Raw genomic sequence first — 16,260 nt, 5'->3', positions numbered from 1 at the left:
CTCCTCCGCAGCATTCGCCGCCGGTGTTTCGCCACCGTCAACGTCGGGGATGGCCTCGGGTGTGGGGGTGACCTCGGTGGTATCTTCGCGCGTCGGCTCCTGTTCGGACGTCGCTCCGGACCCGACAGGTTCGGTCGATCCGTCGCTGTCCTCGGCCTCTACCGTGCCATCGGTTGGCGCATCGGTTTCGGCCTCGTCAATCTCGGGTGCCGCTTCCTCGGTTGTTACATCTTCGTCCCCGGCGGCTTCACGCAGGGTGGGGTTGTCCAAATCCTCAAGATCCGCGTCGCTTTCCATGGCGACACCCACCGCGTTGGCGGCAGTGCCACCCTCATTGTCGGACACCCCGACAGCGATAGCTGTGATCAGCGCGATACCAATGGCCGTGCCCCCGAAAATATACAAAAAGTTGGGGCCGGGATCGCCCGCCTTTGATTTGGATGCATCGGGTGTCTGTGTCTGCTTTGGGGGGGTCTCATCGGCCATGGCGGATTCCTCTGGGGGTGACTGGATGACCGGATAACGTGCGACCTGCATAGATGGTTCCCGCATACGCGCGCGCGCCTGTGCGCACGCGGGCGCGCCAATCAGGCCGCCCCCCTTGCCCTTGCGCCGCTGGCCTTTTATCAGGCGCGGACCCCACCGAAAAAGGATGCCCCCATGACCGATGCCGCCCCGTCCGACGCGCTGATCGTTGCCCTAGATGTGCCGGATGCCATGCAGGGTCTGGCGCTGGCCCAGAAGATCGGGGATGCGGCCACGTTCTACAAAATCGGGCTGGGGATGCTGACCGGTGGCGGCCTTGCCCTTGCCAATGAATTGTCCGACGAACACGGCAAACGCATCTTTCTGGATATGAAGCTGTTTGACATCGGTGCCACGGTTGAGGCCGCGGTGCGCGGTCTTGCGCGGTTCAACCATGATTTCCTGACCGTGCACGGCGACCCCCATGTTGTCCGCGCGGCTGCCGAGGGGAAAGGCGGCAGCGATATGAAAATTCTTGCCGTCACAATCCTGACGTCCCTTGACCGCGCCGATCTGGACGCATCCTGCATCAAAAGCGGCGACATCACCGATCTGGTGCAGGAGCGCGCAGGCATAGCATTGTCCAACGGGGCCGATGGTGTCATCGCCTCCCCCCAAGAGGCTACTTTGATCCGCGCCCTGCCTGAGGCGGATGGAAAGCTGATTGTCACCCCCGGCGTGCGCCCCGCAGGCGCCGATCTGGGCGACCAAAAGCGGGTCACGACCCCGGCCAAGGCCATCGCAAACGGGGCCGATCACGTGGTGGTGGGCCGTCCGATCTGGCAAAATTCTGATCCACGCGCCGCCGCGCAGGCGGTTCAGGCGGAAATCCGCTCAGATGCGGCACGACGCCCAAACGCTTGAAAACAAGCGCCTAGAGGGGCGATTGTAACAGATTTATGGCGCGTTATCACAGGGTTGGGGGAAATTGTGAGGGGCCCTCCCCTTTCATGGAACCAATTTTGTCCCCAGATGTTGTGTAGACAGCAAACGCTGCTACCAGATCAACTTGGGGGATTATCATGATCCGTTTGAATGACATTCGTTACACAGGTCGCGGCTTCGAAGCCGCAGTGGTTCTGCCAAGCCACGATGGCCCGTTGCATTACAACTGTCGGGTCGACGGACCGGCGACGCTGGACCCATCCATGGTCAAGCGCGCCCTGCTTGGTCACGCAGTGCGGCAGCGCACTCGTTAACCTCAAAAAAGGAGATCATCATGTCTCGCATCGCACTTGGCGACATTCGCTACAATCCCGTAACCGGCGCCTATGAGGCCCGTGTAGATATCAACCGCAAGGGCCGCACCTATCGCTACCCGTGTTCGGTGCCTGGATCGTTGTCCATGGATGACGCCACCGTCCGCCGGAGCCTGACACAACAGGCACAAACCATGGCTGGACGCGAAAACGGTCTTCTGTCCGTGCGCTAGACTTTCAAGAGATGTCCGTCACTGCCTCTGTCCGATCTGTCCCTCGGACCTGAATCCTCGTGACTGACCAAACTGGCCCCGTGCACGTCACGGGGCCTTTTTTTCGCCTAGTCGTTGATGTCACGATCCCAAAGTTTGACCTGACCGCGACGGATACCGAACATCTGCCGCATGATGATATAGGCGATCAGCGACAGCACCGCGAAAATGACCAGCGACCACGCCAGTGACAAACCCGCGCCGATCCCAAGCCAGATCATCGCCCCCATAAAGAACGCGCCAACCGCGAAACCAAAGAATATCCAGCCCGGAATAAGTACTTCGGCGATGGCCAGAACCAGTGCTGCGGTCATCCAGACCCACCACTCGTTGAACCAGCCCATGTTACCCGCGCCCTTTCAGCATCTTGAACGCATTGGTGAAACTGTCCAGCGCGTCGGCGGGCACCACGATGGTGTTGCTGCCCTGACCGGATGCGATGCCGTTGATCGCCTCGACCTGCTTCAGGGCCACTTGATACTGCGCAGCCTCCAACCCGTTTTCGGCAATGGCCACGGCCACGACCTGCGTTGCATACGCCTCCGCATCGGCAGAGACGCGGCGTGCCTTGGCGGCCTGTTCGGCGGAATACAGTTCCGCATCGGCCTGCAATTCAACGGCGCGTTTTTTGCCCTCGGCCTCGGTCACCTGCGCACGGCGGGCGCGTTCGGCGTTCAGCTGTTGCAGCATCGCCGCGCGGGTCGCGGCATCAAGATTCACGTCAAGGATTTCGGCGCGGGTGACCTCGATCCCCCAGTCATCGACCTGTGCTGCCAGTTGATCCTGAATGGCAAGGATCAGACCGGTGCGGTTGGCCTGCACCTGATCCAGTTCCATCTTACCAATCTCGGAGCGGACAATACCGGCCACCGTCGTCGAAATCGCACCGTCCACGTCGCGGATCCGGTACACTGTCTTTTCCGGCTCGATGATGCGGTAAAAGACGGATGTTTCCACCTGCACCAGAACGTTGTCGCTGGTGATTGCATCCTGCCCCATCGTCGGAAGCTGGCGTTCCAGAATTGATATCTTATGCGCGACGCGGTCCAGAAAGGGGATGATAAAGTTGATCCCCGGCCCCAAAACCGCACGCAGCCGGCCAAATCGTTCGATCACAAACTTTTCGGATTGCGGCACGATCCGCACGCCCATCAGAATGCAAACGATGATGAAAGCGGCCAGCAGGATCAGGACAATATTGCCCCCGATCAGATCGCCAATGATTTGTTCAATGTCCATGTTGTCCCTCGGACTCCTCGCTTAGCCCTGCTTATCGGCCCCGTTTTCGGGTGCTCGCTCAGGGTGTCACTGATCGTCTACATAGGGCGCTGTCTGTGCTCTTGCAACCATAGCTTGAGGGGGAGGCTTGCCCCTCCCACCAGATTTGGTTTTTGCGCAACAGCCCGTGCAGCGCGCCGCGCGACCCCTTTCTCTGGTTCACAAATACCTAAAGCGCCACCGCTTGCCTCCCCCCCCGTGGCCCGCGTATGCACAGCCCCATGCCTGCCCTTTGCCGCGCCTGCCTGCACACGTTCGAGGACGGCACACGCTGCCCCGTGTGCCGCAGCCCGCGTGTGACCGCGCATGATGAACTTTTTGATTTGTCGATCGCCCATATGGACTGCGACGCCTTTTATGCTTCGGTCGAAAAACGCGACAATCCGGAGCTTGAGGGCAAACCGGTGATCATCGGCGGCGGGCGGCGCGGTGTGGTGTCGACCTGTTGCTACATCGCGCGGATCAAGGGTGTGCGATCTGCGATGCCGATGTTTCAGGCGCTGAAACTCTGCCCCGAAGCGGTAATCGTGCGCGGACGCATGGACCGCTATGTCGAGGTTTCGCGCCAGGTCCGCGCCTTGATGGATGAACTGACGCCCACGGTCGAACCCCTGTCCCTCGACGAAGCGTTCATGGACCTTTCGGGCACCGCCAAATTGCATGGCGCACCGCCAGCGGTGATGCTGGCGCGGTTGACCAAACGGATGCAGGACGACATCGGGATCACCGGGTCCATCGGTCTGAGCCACAACAAATTTCTGGCCAAGGTCGCGTCTGATCTGGACAAACCCCGCGGCTTTTCCGTCATCGGCGCGGCCGAGACAACGGACTTTCTGCGCCCGAAACCCGTGCGCCTGATCTGGGGCATCGGCCCCGCCGCGCAATCCAGTCTTGAGGCTGCGGGCATCCGCACCTTTGACGATCTGCTGCGCTGGGACCGGCGCGATCTGCATGATCGGTTCGGCGGCATGGGGGACCGGCTCTATGCCTTGGCGCGGGGCGAGGACGGGCGCAAGATCAGCGCGCATACTCCCGTCAAAGGGTTGTCAAACGAAACCACGTTTCACGACGACACCAACGACACCGATATTCTGGACGGCCACATCTGGCGCATGGCCGAAAAAGTATCCGGACGCGCCAAGGCAAAGGACAAGGCAGGCCGCGTTGTGACTTTGAAACTGAAACGGGCCAATCACAAGCTGCTGTCAAAACGTCAAAGCCTGCACCAGCCGACGCAACTGGCCGATACAATCTATCGGACGGCACGGGCGTTGTTTGATCAGGTCGGCGATCAGGGGCCATATCGGCTGCTTGGGGTCGGCATTTCCGATCTGGTTCCAGCCGGCGATGCCGACCGCGAAGGCGACCTTCTGGACCCCGATGCCGGAAAACGCGCCGAGGCCGAACGGGCCGCAGACGCGATCCGCGAAAAGTTCGGGCAGGACGCGATCCTCAAGGGGCGTGCGTTGCGTTAAACCCATTCAAACACGCGTTTTTCGCGACAGCTAAAAAAATTAGCTAATTTTGTTATTCGGCGGCGACGCGCATGTCTTCGCCGCGGCCGATATCGCTCAGCTCGGAGATAATCCCGCCAAGGACGTCCTTGAACGCTGCATAATTGGCGTTGGGCCTGATCGTCTTTTCGTTCATGTAGATCGACCGGTCAATTTCCACCTGTACGGCGTGGTGTCGCCGCGAGGGCCGCCCGTAGTGCTGACAGATGTAGGCCCCGGCAAAAGGCATGTTGCGGGCCACCTTGAATCCGGCCGAGGCAAAGGCCGCCTCGACCTTTTCCACGACAGATGACGCAGCCGACGCGCCAAACCTGTCGCCCAGCACCACGTCGGGGCGGGCGGCCCCGGGCGGGCCCACGTTTTCCAACGCCTCATGGGGCATCGAATGACAGTCAATCAAAATGGCTTCGCCGAAATCCTCATGCGCTTCGTCCATAAGAGATTGGAGCGTATCGTGATAGGGTCGCCAGACCTGCATGATACGGGAATGTGCCTCCTGCAGGGTCAGTTTACCGCTGTAGATCGCGCGCCCGTTGGACACCACGCGGGGGATCACGCCAAGACCGCTGGCAATGCGCGGGTTGTGGGCCACCCGCCTTATGCCCGCCACCACGGCGGAATCCATTTCGTCGGGTCCGCGGTTCAGATCAAGAAAGGCACGGGGCGCCTGCGCCATCAACAAGGGCGCGCCGTGCTGCGGGGCAGCCTCGAACAGATCATCCACAAAAGCATCCTCGGACGACCGGATTTCGCGCTCGTTCAGAATGGCCTGTCGCAAAAACCCCTCCGCGTAGTTCCGCCCCGAATGGGGTGAGGCAAACACAACCGATGTGGACCGCTGTTCGGGGCGGCGCAGCACGTAGGACAGGTTTTCGCTGTGGTCAGTCATCATCGCCCCTTCGGCGTTCAATCTAGTACGAAAAATCTAAATTCCAAAAGCTCTTGATCCCCCATGCGACTCTTTATATAGACCGCGACACCTGACGCGCGCTTGCGCGTCCTGTTTGTTTATGGGACATGCGATCGCAGCAGGTACGGACGATTAGCTCAGCGGTAGAGCACTTCGTTGACATCGAAGGGGTCACTGGTTCAATCCCAGTATCGTCCACCATGAATTTCACCGCGCTGGGGTCCAGCGCACGACACCAACCAAGGCGCAATCGCCGCGCCGCGAGACAAGGATAGAACCATGAAAGTTCGCAACTCCCTCCGCTCGCTCAAGCAGCGCCACCGCGATTGCCGCGTCGTGCGCCGTAAGGGCCGGGTCTACGTTATCAACAAGACCCAGCGACGGTTCAAAGCCCGTCAGGGCTAAGCCGACCACAGACGTTATGCAAAAACCGCGCCCGAGAGATCGGAGCGCGGTTTTTCTTTGTCTGCCTGCCCGTTCCGGGTCCGGTTTCCCTGACCTGCGCAGGATTTGCACATATCCGCCCTAGCCACTGCGCCGCTGGCCGCCTACGCTTTGATCAAATGACAGACCACAAAGGACATCGCCATGATCAGACCAGCCACCACCGCCCTTATCACCAGCCTGTTCGCCTTCGCCGCCCTCCCTGCGGCGGCCCAGGACGCCAATCTGTGCGGCGGTATTGGCGGTACGGGCCAGTGGTTGGGCGGGGATGAAGCATCTTCTGATATCTCCACCGCGCCGACCTATCTGGAACAGATGGCACTGGTGTTGCTGCGCAATGAATACGTGGGGTTGTTCACCGTGTCTCAGGCGGGCGACTACCGGATCGAGGCCATGGGCCGCGGCGGCGGTGATACCGTGATCGACCTGCGCAACGCGGACGGGGCGCTGGTTATTTCGGATGACGACAGCGGCGGGGAAGGTTCAAGCCGGGCTGAGGTTTTTCTTGATCCGGGCACCTATTGCATTGCCATGCGCAGCTTTGACGGCACGCCGTTGACAGGGTTCGTGCGCGCGGCCCGTTTTGACGAAACACCTTTGACGCCGGGGTTCGGCGGCCCCACCCAGGACACCGAAGGCTGTGATCTGTCGCAGGCCCAGACGCTTGTCTACGGGACCCCCGTCACCCAAAGCTATAACGACGCGCAGTTCTACAGGCTGCAACTGGACACCGCGCAGGCCATCAGCCTGACCGCCGAAAACGAGGACGCGGACCCGATCCTGACCCTGTTTGACGCCGACGGAAACTGGCTGGCCGAGAACGACGACTTTGACGGGCTGAACAGCCGGATCGACATGATTGATCCGCTGCCCGCCGGGGAATACTGCATCGCACTGGACCTGTACGGGGATGAAGCCGCGCCAATCACGGTCACTGCACGGACCTATGACGCGCAAGAGGCCCAAGCCATCCTTTATGCCCGCGGGGACGCCGCCCCGCCCCTTGACGGGTCCTATCCCGTGACATCGCTGGGCGAAATTGCCACCCGCGTGCGCGAAGACGTGACCGTGTCCAGTGACGCGGCATGGTATGCCTTTGACGTCTATGAAGGCGGGTTGATGCTGGTTGAGGCAATCGCCCAGGGAGACGGCGACCCGGTGCTGATCATGTATGACGATCTGGGCCGTCAGGTCGGATACAATGACGACAACGGCAACGGGCTTGATTCCCTGCTGACGGTGCGCGTCCAGCCTGGCACCTATCTGGTGGCGGTCAAACAGCTGAACGCCGACACCACGGGCCTGATCCGCATGGTTTTTGAACGCTACGTTCCGGCACGCCCTTAAGGCGGAACCGGATAATGCGTTTAGGCCCCGCTGCACCGGCGGGGCCTTTTGCGTCAATTATCAATGGTGATGTTGATGGACCCTGAAATCAGCCCGATGGCCGTGCGCCGGTCCACAAACCCGGTGGGCGTGATGCCTTCGGCGTCCTGATAGCTGGCGATGGCGGTGCGCGTCTGGTCGTCAATCACACCGTCAAGGCGTCCGGGGTCCAGCCCCAGATCGCGCAGTCGCAGTTCCAGAAGCTGGGCGCGCACGCCAGACAGACGCAGGCCCTGTTCCTCGGAACGGGCCTGACGCCGCTGGGCATTGGTCACCTGTGGCCCGCGACGGTTTTCAATCCGTGTTTGTGCACGCTCGGCAAAGACCCCCTGCGGATAGGTGCTGAGATAATTGCGGTAGGCGGCCACCGTGTCCTCGCGTTCTGCCACAGCCCATGCGGCGCGGTCGGCGGCTTCCGCATCGGCACGACGGCGGTCCTCGATCTCGCCCAGACGGGCGGTGGCGATGTTGGCAAACAGGCCGTCGGGGTATCGGTTGAGGTAGGCGCGGTAGCCCGGCTCATCGCCGCGCGCACCGGTTTCTGTCCAGTAGGCACGGTCGCGGGCCTCTTCTGCGGCGCGTTCGCGAACTTCTGCGGCCTCGATCTCGGCCTCGCGGCGGGCCGCCTGCGCGTCCAGCAGATTGATCTGGTCGCGGTCCAGATAGGACGTCTGCGGGAAACCGTTGGATTGTTGCCAGTTCGTGATCGCCCCCCGCGATCCACGCCCGAAAATGCCGTCCACACCGCGGGTATTGTATTCCAGCAAGGTCAGGTTCTGCTGGATATCGCGCCGTTGGGCCCGCGTCAGGTTAAGCGCCTCTTCGGTCAGGCGCGCAGCACGGTTCGGTTCGGCCAGTATGGCCCTGATCTGGGCCTCTGCGTCATTGACAAACCGGCCTTCGGGATAGCGCGAAATGTAGGTGCGGTATGCTTCGACCGTGTCGGTTGAGGTCGTGCGGTCCCACAGGGCAGCCTCCGCGTTGAGGTCATCCTCCGAAGGGGTGGCAGGGCGGTCGGGTGCGTCGATCACCACCTCACCGGGCATCAGCACCCAGTCGGGCGTGATGAACCCTTCGATTGTCAGGTTGTCGTTCGACAAAAGGCGCGCGCCGATGGTGGCTTCGGGCTGGGTCAGGACATTGACCATTTGCCGACCGGCCACAGAGGGCCGCGTCTTGATTACGGTGACGCCCTGCGGAATATCCAGCGGGCCAAGACCCGCCTGCAAGCGGCTGTCGTCAAGATCAAGATCGTCGGGATCGCCCTGCCCCAGCATCAGCACCGCCTTGCCTTGGGTGTCAGACAGGATCGACAGCAGGCTTTCGACTGACACGCCCATCTGGTCAACGGTGAACAGATCAGGGGCATCGGCGTCGGCGCTCAGCAGCCAGCTGCGGGTGCCGTCGGTGACGAAATGTCCCGACAGCGCCACCAGCAACCGGTCCGCCCCGACGGCCTGTGCCTGAAAGGACGTGGCCAGATCGCGCAGCGCATCAGCGCGCCCGTTGGCGCGGGCGAAAACGTCAAAGCCCAGCGCCTCCAACCGGTCCTGACCGGCCAGAATATCATCCGCACCGCGCACGCGGTCCTGTTGTTCATACCGTTCCTGTCCCAGAACAAGGGCCGCATCCTGCGCCCAAAGGGGCAACGGCAACATCAGGGCGGTTGTCAAAAGCAGGTGGCGCATGGGGTATCCTTTCCGTGGTCTCGTCAAAGATACCGGCCAGAATACCGCTATCCAATAGCAGCCGCGTCAGCGCGTGCTACACTTCAACGGATATGACCATGATCTGTTCCGCCACCACAACCCGCCGGATACCCTGATGCCCTACGTTTCCGACTTTTCGCCGACAGCCCTTGAAGACCGGATCACCGTCCACGAGGGCGCGCAGATCGTTGAAATCGACTTTCAGGGGCTGCGGTTCCGGTCCTCTGCGGACGTGAATGCCTTTTATGATTACGTCGAACACCGGATGCAGGATACAGGCGAACCCCAGTGGTTCTTCATGGTGAACACCCGCGATTACAGGGTGGATGAAAGCGCGTGGTTTGCCTTTACCCGTCGGGGCCGGGACCTGAACGAAGGGCATTCGATGAAAACCGTCCGCTACGACGCCGATCCCGATACACTGGCCCAGATCGCCAAGGTAAAGGGCACCGATCGCGAAAATCCGAACCTGTTTGGCAGCCGCGATGACGCCTGGGCGCATCTGCGCGCTTTGCCGTCCAAACGGCGCGAACGGCTGACCCACGTGCCCAGTTTCACCAAAGACGCCTTTCTGCGACGGCTGCGGTTTGATCACGACACCAAGGTTCTTGAAGTGGATTTAAGCGGAATGAAGATCGCCCATTCACGGGATGTGAACGATCTGCACAATTGGGTCGAGGAGGCCATTCGCGCCACCGGCCACAAGTGGTGGCTGGTATTCAATTACGAAGGCACCCGCATCCAGTCGCCCGCCTGGGTGCAATTTTCGCTGCGGTCTGAGGAGTTCAACCGCAGCTATTCCATGGGGTCGGTGCGGTACGCCATGGGGTCCGAAACCGAAACCGACAAACGCCTGCGGTATGAGGCCAAGACCACGCGCCCCAACATCCGCAACACCCGAGAGGAGGCGCTGGACAGGCTGGCCGAGCTTCAGGCGGAGTATACGGCAATGCGTGAGGCAGACGAGGCGAAGTCGCGATGACCGTCCGCCCCGTTTATGACTGTGACGTCCTTTGTCGAACCGGTGACAACAGCGAAAGACCGTGCAAATGTCGGTCAACTTGTAGGAGACCGACATGTTGATCTGGATGCGCGCCGAACCCCGCGACAACGAAGCCCGCGCGCCTTTGATGCCGAAGGGTGCGCAAAAGCTGATCGACGCGGGCTGGCGTTTGGTGGTTGAAGACAGCCCCGCACGCTGCATCCCGACCGAAGACTATCGCGATGTGGGCTGCGAAATTGCGACCCCCGGCGCGTGGATCAATGCCCCGGACGAGGCGATCATTCTGGGGCTGAAGGAACTGCCCGACGACAGCACGCCCCTGACCCACGATCACATCATGTTCGGCCATGCCTACAAAGGTCAGGCCGACGGGCGTGCGCTGCTGGACCGGTTCAAACGGGGCGGCGGGACGTTGCTTGATCTGGAATATCTGGTCAATGGCCACGGCAAACGGGTTGCGGCATTCGGCTATTGGGCGGGTTACGCGGGTGCTGCGCTGTCCGTGATGGCGTGGGGGGCGCAGCAGGACGGCAGGACCTTGGGCCGGGTGGAGGCCTTTGCCTCAGCCAAGGACATGGAGAAGACGGTCAAGGCCGCGTTCAACGGCAAGCCCACGGCGCTGATCATCGGGGCCAAGGGCCGTGTGGGCAGCGGGGCTGCGGACCTGTGCAAGGCGGTTGGCATCCAGACGACGCTATGGGACATGAAGGAAACAGCCCATGGCGGCCCGTTTCCAGAGGTGTTGGACCACGATATCTTCCTCAACTGCATACTGGCCCAGCCCGATGTGCCGGTGTTTGTCGAGGCAGACGCAGGCGCGGCCGACCGGACCCTGTCCGTCATCGGGGATATTGCCTGCGATCCCACAAGTGATTTCAACCCGGTGAAGGTTTACGACCAGACCACCACATGGGCCGAACCCACGGTACGCGCGCACAGCCGCCCGCCTCTGGATGTCATGGCCATCGACAATCTGCCGTCGCTGATGCCCGTGGAAAGCACCGAAGATTTTGCAGAGCAGCTGTTGCCGTATCTGTTGGATCTAAAGGCTGACAAGAAAGGTGTCTGGGGGCGCGCACGCACAACATTCAAAGACAACGTCTGATGATGCCACCCAAACCGGAGCCTGCGGGCTCCGGCCCGGGCGGTTCGGGTCGCGGCAGGGCCGTGGGTCGTGGCGCGTTATTTGCCGAAGATGCGGAAATAGGCCCAATCGGGCAGGAACTGGGACAGCCGGAACACCCACGAGAACATCATCGGGAAGCTTTTCTTGAAGTGATCGCCACCCATGTGTTCCAGCATCTCTTGCGCGGCTTCTTCAGGTTCCATCAGGAACGGCATTTTGAAATCGTTCTTGTCGGTCAGTCGCGTCTTGATGAAGCCCGGATTGGCCACCTGCACCTGAACGCCGGTCTTGCGCAGGTCGGCATACATACATTCCGCCAGTGACATCGTCGCAGCCTTGGACGCGGTGTAGCCGATAGACCCCGGCAGCCCGCGGAACCCGGTGAGGGAGGATGTGATGACGATGTGCCCCTCATCACGGTCCACCATCATGGGCACCACCTGCCCCAAGACCCGCACGAAACCGGTGAAGTTGATGTCCACCATGGCCGTGGCCTTTTCGGCGTCCCATTCATCGGCACCGAAGGGCCAGTAGACACCCGCCAGCAGGACCAGCCCGTCAACCTCACCCACCGCCTCAGCCGCCGCTTTGACGCTGTCGTCATTGCTGATGTCGATGGTCTGGTAGGACGCCTTGCCGGGCATGTCGCCCACGGCCTCTTTCAACGTATCCTCGGACCGGGCGGACAGGATCACATGGGCGCCTTGCGCGCTGAGCTTTTTGGCCAGTGCCTTGCCCAGTCCCTCGCTGGCGCCGACCAGCCAATAGCGTTTCCCCGCGAAGTCTCGCATTCCTATTCTCCCGGTTGCAGGTTGGCGGCGTGTTTGGGCCGCATGGTCGCGACCAATTCCGCGACCTTTATCCCAAACTTCCGAAACTGCGATCGGTTCATTACGTTTCCATTTGGCGTCATATACATCCAGTCGGTGGTGTTCAGAACATGGCCGCCAGCCTCATCGGTCAGCTTGATGTTGTAGTTCAGTTGCACAGCCGACCCGCGCTGAGTGCCCGTGCCCGCGCCCACCAAATCCGGTGCCTCTGCCTTGATCGACCCGTCATTGCCCAGCGTGAACGTCCATTGCCGGTGCTGGACATTGCCGCTGTCGTAGCGGAATTCTTCCTTCACCGTGCCGACGTTGCCATCCCATGAGGCCACGAAATCCGCCTCGAACCGCGATGTGACGCGGCCTGTGGGCCCGTAAATCACGCCTTCGCATTCGATGGGGCCGTTAAAGACCTCACGCATATTGAACAGCGGGCCGTCGGTGTAGTCATCCGGCGTTTGCGCCATGAAGGACGCAAGGCGACCCTTCAGCAGCATCAGCGCCACCACCGCAAGGGCACCCAGCAGGAACAGGATCGTGGACGTCATTTTTCAGTCCTCCAGTTTCGTGGCCAGCAACAATGCTATGGCCACACATTTCAAAACGGACGGCACAAGCGCGTAAAGCACCGTCAACATGGTCAACGCCTCCGCCGGATTTTGTGTTCCGGCCTCAAAACCGGCCCCTTCCAGCAAGGGCAAAAGAAGTACCGCCGCAAAGGCGAGTGTGAATTTCGACACCAACGACCACAGACCGAACCCTTGGCCACCGTTGGGGGCTATATGAGACATACGTTTGGCGAAGAGAGCCGGGAGCAAAGTTAGATCGGCACCAATTGTCGCACCCGACAAAACGCAGATGACCGCGAAGGCCGTCGTGTCCCCTGCCCCCAGTGTCAGCGTCCAGCCAAAGGCCGCAATCGCCAGCACCATGGCCGCCAGCAACACAGGTTTTTCCCCGAACCGGCGGGCCAGCGCGGACCACAGCGGCGCGGACAAGGCGGCGGCCAGAAAGAACAGGACCAGCAACGGCCCTTCCCATCCAGGCGCGTCCAGACGGCTTTCGACGTAGAACAAGAACAGGGTTGAGGACACGGCCAAGGGCGTCGCATTGACCAGCGCCAACACCAGCAGTTTGCGCGCCAGTGGATCGGCCAGAATTTCGCGCACCGGCGTGGGCGCCTGTGTGGTGGAGGCCGGCGTCCATTCGCGCCACATGAACAGAGCTGCCAGCCCCGTGGCCGCAGCAAAGCCCCAAGCAAACGTGGCAAAGGGATCAGCCGCGACATCCATCAACACCGTCGGGGCCACGGCAGCCAGACAAACGCCCAACAACGCCCCGGATTCGCGCCATGCAGCCAGCCGCGTGTGGCCGTTGTCCATCCCCTGCACCTTGGCGATGCCTTGGGCGTAAAAGTTGATGGTGAGGAAACTGAACGCCGAAAACAGCCCCGTGATCGTCAGGCCGAACCACCAGACAGGATCAATCGGCGGGGCCACGGCAAAAAGGCCGATCATGGACAAGGCCAGCAACGCCGCCCCTGCGGCCACGGCCCATGCTTTGCCCCCACGCAGACGTTCTGCGATCCAGCCCAGCACGGGGTCTTGCACCACATCAAACAGACGCAACCCGAACAGCACCGCGCCCAAGGCCGTCAGGCTGACGCCATAGGTGTCGGCGTAGTATTTGGGCGCATAGATATAGATGGGCAGCCCCGCACCGGACAGCACGGCGGCGAACCCGGTGTAGGCGGGGAACCGGTGGGCCAGCGCGGTCATCGCGACACCTCATCCGTGGGCGGCTCGGGTCGGGGGCGATAGGCCACGCCTTTCCACCAGAGTTTCACCGCCTGCCAATGGATAAGCGCCAGCACGCGGCGCGACCCGAACGGGCGGCGCAGCATCGCCTTGAGGATGCCTGCGTTGGTCAGCGGTTTGCGCGGGCCGGTCAACGTGGCGATCAGGCCCGCGCCATCTTCGGAGAAATCAATCCAGATGCCGATGCTGTCAGGCTGGATATCGAACCGAAAGGTATAGCCCCCCGCGATGTCCTGAAACGGCGAGACGTGGAAAATCTTTTGCGCGGTGATGGTCTGCGCCTTCGTGATCGGGGCCAGATCATCGTGGTGACACAGGTAGGAATGCCGGTCGCCAAAGGTGTTCGACACCTCTGCAATGACCACTCGCAAAACGCCACCCGTGTCATGGCACAGCCAGAAGGACACCGGATTGAAGACATGGCCCAACACGCGGGGCTGCGCCAAAAGATCAATCCGGCCGGTCACATCAAGGCCGTGGGCCGCCAGCACATCGCGCACCCAAACGGCCCCTTGGCCGTCTTTAGGTGCGCCGCCGTGGTCCACGTCATGCAGGGACATCGGTGCCCGCCCGTTCCGCGCGAAAAGCGCGGGGTGGTCGGGCGTGCCTTCGGCGTCCAGCAGCACGTAGTCGATCGAATAGCGGAAGGCGTTTTTCGTGCCCCCCCGCCGTCCGTGATAGGTTTCACCGGCGATATGATCGACGGTGGCCATTTACTCGGCGGCCAAGGCCATGGCGCGGCGGCTGCGGATCGCGGCGACAACATCCATCGCCGATCCGATTCCGTCTTCGTGAAACCCGTTTTTCATCCATGCGCCACAAAACCATGTGTTGTTGGTCCCGTTCATGGCGGCGGCCTGACCTTGGGCGGCCAGCGCCTCTAGATCATAGACGGGATGACGCAATGTCACCTCATCCCAGATCAGATCGGGGTCGATGTGGCGGGTGGTGTTGAGGGTCACGAAAAGCTCATCCTGCGTCAACCACGGCTGCAGGCTGTTCATCCAATAGGTCAGGTCGATCCGGTCAGACCGTTTGTCCGCATCCTCGGAATAAATCCACGACGCCCAGACCGACCGACGTTTGGGCATGATGCTGGCATCGGAATGCAGAACGATCCGGTTGGGCTGATATTTGACCGCGCCAAGGACCTGTGTTTCGCGGTCTGACGGATCAGACAGCAATGACAGGCTGTCGTCGGAATGGGTGGCAAAGATGACCTCATCAAAGGCCTCCCACTCGGAACCGGGGGCTTTGATGGTGACACCTTCGGCGGTGCGGCGCACGCCCTCAACCGGGGTGCCAAGGCGCATGACGACGCCGCGTTCAGCCATGGACAGCCCCAGACGCGACACATATTCCTGCGACCCGCCTTGCACGGTGTACCACTGATGCTGGCCCGTCACGCCCAACAGCGCGTGGTTTTCAAAGAAGGTCATCATCGCATGGGCGGGGAAATCCATGATTTTTTCGGTCGGCGTGGACCAGATCGCACCGCTGAGCGGCAACAGGTAATAATCCCGAAAATACGACCCCGCGCCGAGCTTTTCGATCAACCCGCCCACGGTCAGCCCGTCTTCCTTGGACAGCCGCAGACCGTTTTTGTTGAAGTTCAGGACGTCCCGCCACATGCGCAGGAACTTGGGGTTCAGCGCGTTCTTGGGCTGGGCAAAAAGCGCGCGCAAAGATGTCAGCGCATATTCGAACTGACCGCCGTTGATGGACGCGCCAAAGGACATGTTGGACGGCGTGACTGGCACATCCAGTTCTTCGAACAACGCCACAAGATGGGGGTAGTTGGCGTAGTTGAACACGATGAACCCGGTGTCCACCGCCTGATCACCGTTGCGCCCGCCCATACGGGTGCGGGCGTGGCCGCCCAGCCGCTGTTCAGCCTCGAACAGGACGACGCGGTGGTCTTTGGCCAATTCGTGGGCGGCGGCCATGCCCGAAATTCCCGCACCGATCACCGCGATGCGCTTTGGCGCGTCGGCCTTTTGTTTGTCTGGCATTACACCCCAACCCTTAAACTGTCATCTAAAGCTTACACATAATCTTGAAAGCTGTCTTATAGTCTTTACGGTTGAGGCCAAGGTTTGGTTTCCTTTCAGGGCAATAAAATATCCGTACGGACCACGTTGAAATATTACCGGAACAGGTGATCCAACCGTAGGTTTTGGCCGTAAGCTTTATATGTTGACCGACACATCGACCTTGGCCGAAACCGACCCGCACACTTCGCGCGCGGGTCAA

17 protein-coding genes, 1 tRNA gene and 1 pseudogene are annotated in these 16,260 nt (G+C 61.2%); 9 read left to right on the top strand and 10 right to left on the bottom strand.

The window, feature by feature from the left end; all coding sequences use genetic code 11:
* A pseudogene (locus QZ653_RS07060) lies at positions 1–486 on the bottom strand (hypothetical protein); the annotation flags it as partial.
* Between the two features lie 174 nt (positions 487–660).
* Between QZ653_RS07060 and pyrF the strand changes: the two are divergent.
* The 3 genes from pyrF (at position 661) to QZ653_RS07045 (ending at position 1,957) form a co-directional block, all read left to right on the top strand.
* Positions 661–1,389 (top strand): orotidine-5'-phosphate decarboxylase, encoded by a 729-nt coding sequence (gene pyrF / locus QZ653_RS07055; protein ID WP_296418922.1) that lies wholly within the window; start codon positions 661–663, stop codon positions 1,387–1,389.
* Between the two features lie 158 nt (positions 1,390–1,547).
* Positions 1,548–1,724 carry a hypothetical protein gene (locus QZ653_RS07050; protein WP_296418921.1) on the top strand — a complete coding sequence of 59 codons (177 nt, stop codon included), beginning with the start codon at positions 1,548–1,550 and terminating at the stop codon, positions 1,722–1,724.
* 20 nt (positions 1,725–1,744) lie between these two features.
* A complete protein-coding gene (locus tag QZ653_RS07045) occupies positions 1,745–1,957 on the top strand; it encodes an orotidine 5'-phosphate decarboxylase (protein ID WP_296418919.1) in 213 nt (70 codons plus the stop codon).
* Between the two features lie 107 nt (positions 1,958–2,064).
* Here the strand turns inward: QZ653_RS07045 and QZ653_RS07040 are convergent, their stop codons facing one another.
* Together QZ653_RS07040 and QZ653_RS07035 are read right to left on the bottom strand one after the other, a co-directional pair.
* Positions 2,065–2,340, bottom strand: coding sequence for an NfeD family protein (locus QZ653_RS07040; RefSeq protein ID WP_296418918.1), 276 nt, complete (start codon positions 2,338–2,340; stop codon positions 2,065–2,067).
* Position 2,341: 1 nt separating this feature from the next.
* Positions 2,342–3,235, bottom strand: coding sequence for an SPFH domain-containing protein (locus QZ653_RS07035; RefSeq protein ID WP_296418916.1), 894 nt, complete (start codon positions 3,233–3,235; stop codon positions 2,342–2,344).
* Positions 3,236–3,495: 260 nt separating this feature from the next.
* Between QZ653_RS07035 and QZ653_RS07030 the strand changes: the two genes are divergently transcribed.
* Entirely contained in the window at positions 3,496–4,749 is a 1,254-nt protein-coding gene (locus QZ653_RS07030) for a DNA polymerase IV (protein ID WP_296418914.1), read from the top strand.
* A gap of 52 nt (positions 4,750–4,801) precedes the next feature.
* Here QZ653_RS07030 and QZ653_RS07025 read toward each other — a convergent pair whose 3' ends face one another.
* Positions 4,802–5,677 (bottom strand): N-formylglutamate amidohydrolase, encoded by an 876-nt coding sequence (locus QZ653_RS07025; protein WP_296418911.1) that lies wholly within the window; start codon positions 5,675–5,677, stop codon positions 4,802–4,804.
* Positions 5,678–5,824: 147 nt separating this feature from the next.
* Between QZ653_RS07025 and QZ653_RS07020 the strand changes: the two genes are divergently transcribed.
* From QZ653_RS07020 to QZ653_RS07010, 3 genes are all read left to right on the top strand, one after another.
* Positions 5,825–5,899, top strand: a tRNA-Val gene (locus QZ653_RS07020).
* Positions 5,900–5,977: 78 nt separating this feature from the next.
* Positions 5,978–6,103, top strand: coding sequence for a type B 50S ribosomal protein L36 (gene ykgO, locus QZ653_RS07015; protein WP_010141322.1), 126 nt, complete (start codon positions 5,978–5,980; stop codon positions 6,101–6,103).
* A 183-nt stretch (positions 6,104–6,286) separates the two neighbouring features.
* Positions 6,287–7,489 (top strand): DVUA0089 family protein, encoded by a 1,203-nt coding sequence (locus tag QZ653_RS07010; RefSeq protein ID WP_296418908.1) that lies wholly within the window; start codon positions 6,287–6,289, stop codon positions 7,487–7,489.
* A 53-nt stretch (positions 7,490–7,542) separates the two neighbouring features.
* Here QZ653_RS07010 and QZ653_RS07005 read toward each other — a convergent pair whose 3' ends face one another.
* Positions 7,543–9,216, bottom strand: a complete 1,674-nt coding sequence (locus QZ653_RS07005; RefSeq protein WP_296418905.1) for a peptidoglycan-binding domain-containing protein — start codon at positions 9,214–9,216, stop codon at positions 7,543–7,545.
* Between the two features lie 73 nt (positions 9,217–9,289).
* Between QZ653_RS07005 and QZ653_RS07000 the strand changes: the two genes are divergently transcribed.
* Both QZ653_RS07000 and QZ653_RS06995 read left to right on the top strand, forming a co-directional pair.
* Positions 9,290–10,219, top strand: coding sequence for a hypothetical protein (locus QZ653_RS07000; protein ID WP_296418903.1), 930 nt, complete (start codon positions 9,290–9,292; stop codon positions 10,217–10,219).
* Positions 10,220–10,313: 94 nt separating this feature from the next.
* Positions 10,314–11,345 carry a saccharopine dehydrogenase gene (locus tag QZ653_RS06995; protein WP_296418902.1) on the top strand — a complete coding sequence of 344 codons (1,032 nt, stop codon included), beginning with the start codon at positions 10,314–10,316 and terminating at the stop codon, positions 11,343–11,345.
* Between the two features lie 77 nt (positions 11,346–11,422).
* Here QZ653_RS06995 and QZ653_RS06990 read toward each other — a convergent pair whose 3' ends face one another.
* The 5 genes from QZ653_RS06990 to QZ653_RS06970 are packed head-to-tail and all read right to left on the bottom strand — an operon-like array spanning position 11,423 to position 16,019.
* The gene (locus tag QZ653_RS06990) at positions 11,423–12,157 is read right to left on the bottom strand and encodes an SDR family NAD(P)-dependent oxidoreductase (protein ID WP_296418900.1); all 735 of its coding nucleotides are present in this window, start codon (positions 12,155–12,157) and stop codon (positions 11,423–11,425) included.
* Positions 12,158–12,159: 2 nt separating this feature from the next.
* Entirely contained in the window at positions 12,160–12,738 is a 579-nt protein-coding gene (locus QZ653_RS06985) for a DUF3833 family protein (RefSeq protein ID WP_296418898.1), read from the bottom strand.
* Between the two features lie 3 nt (positions 12,739–12,741).
* Positions 12,742–13,968: an MFS transporter gene (locus QZ653_RS06980; RefSeq protein WP_296418896.1), complete on the bottom strand. Its 1,227-nt coding sequence runs from the start codon at positions 13,966–13,968 to the stop codon at positions 12,742–12,744.
* Positions 13,965–14,720 (bottom strand): DUF1365 domain-containing protein, encoded by a 756-nt coding sequence (locus QZ653_RS06975; RefSeq protein ID WP_296418895.1) that lies wholly within the window; start codon positions 14,718–14,720, stop codon positions 13,965–13,967. The genes QZ653_RS06980 and QZ653_RS06975 overlap by 4 nt, the downstream gene beginning before the upstream one ends.
* The gene (locus QZ653_RS06970; RefSeq protein WP_296418893.1) at positions 14,721–16,019 is read right to left on the bottom strand and encodes an NAD(P)/FAD-dependent oxidoreductase; all 1,299 of its coding nucleotides are present in this window, start codon (positions 16,017–16,019) and stop codon (positions 14,721–14,723) included. It lies immediately after the preceding gene.
* Between the last annotated feature and the right edge of the window lie 241 nt (positions 16,020–16,260).

It is taken from the genome of Pseudooctadecabacter sp. (assembly GCF_020627745.1).
Taxonomy (GTDB): domain Bacteria; phylum Pseudomonadota; class Alphaproteobacteria; order Rhodobacterales; family Rhodobacteraceae; genus Octadecabacter.
This window is presented reverse-complemented; position numbering and strand designations above follow the sequence as displayed.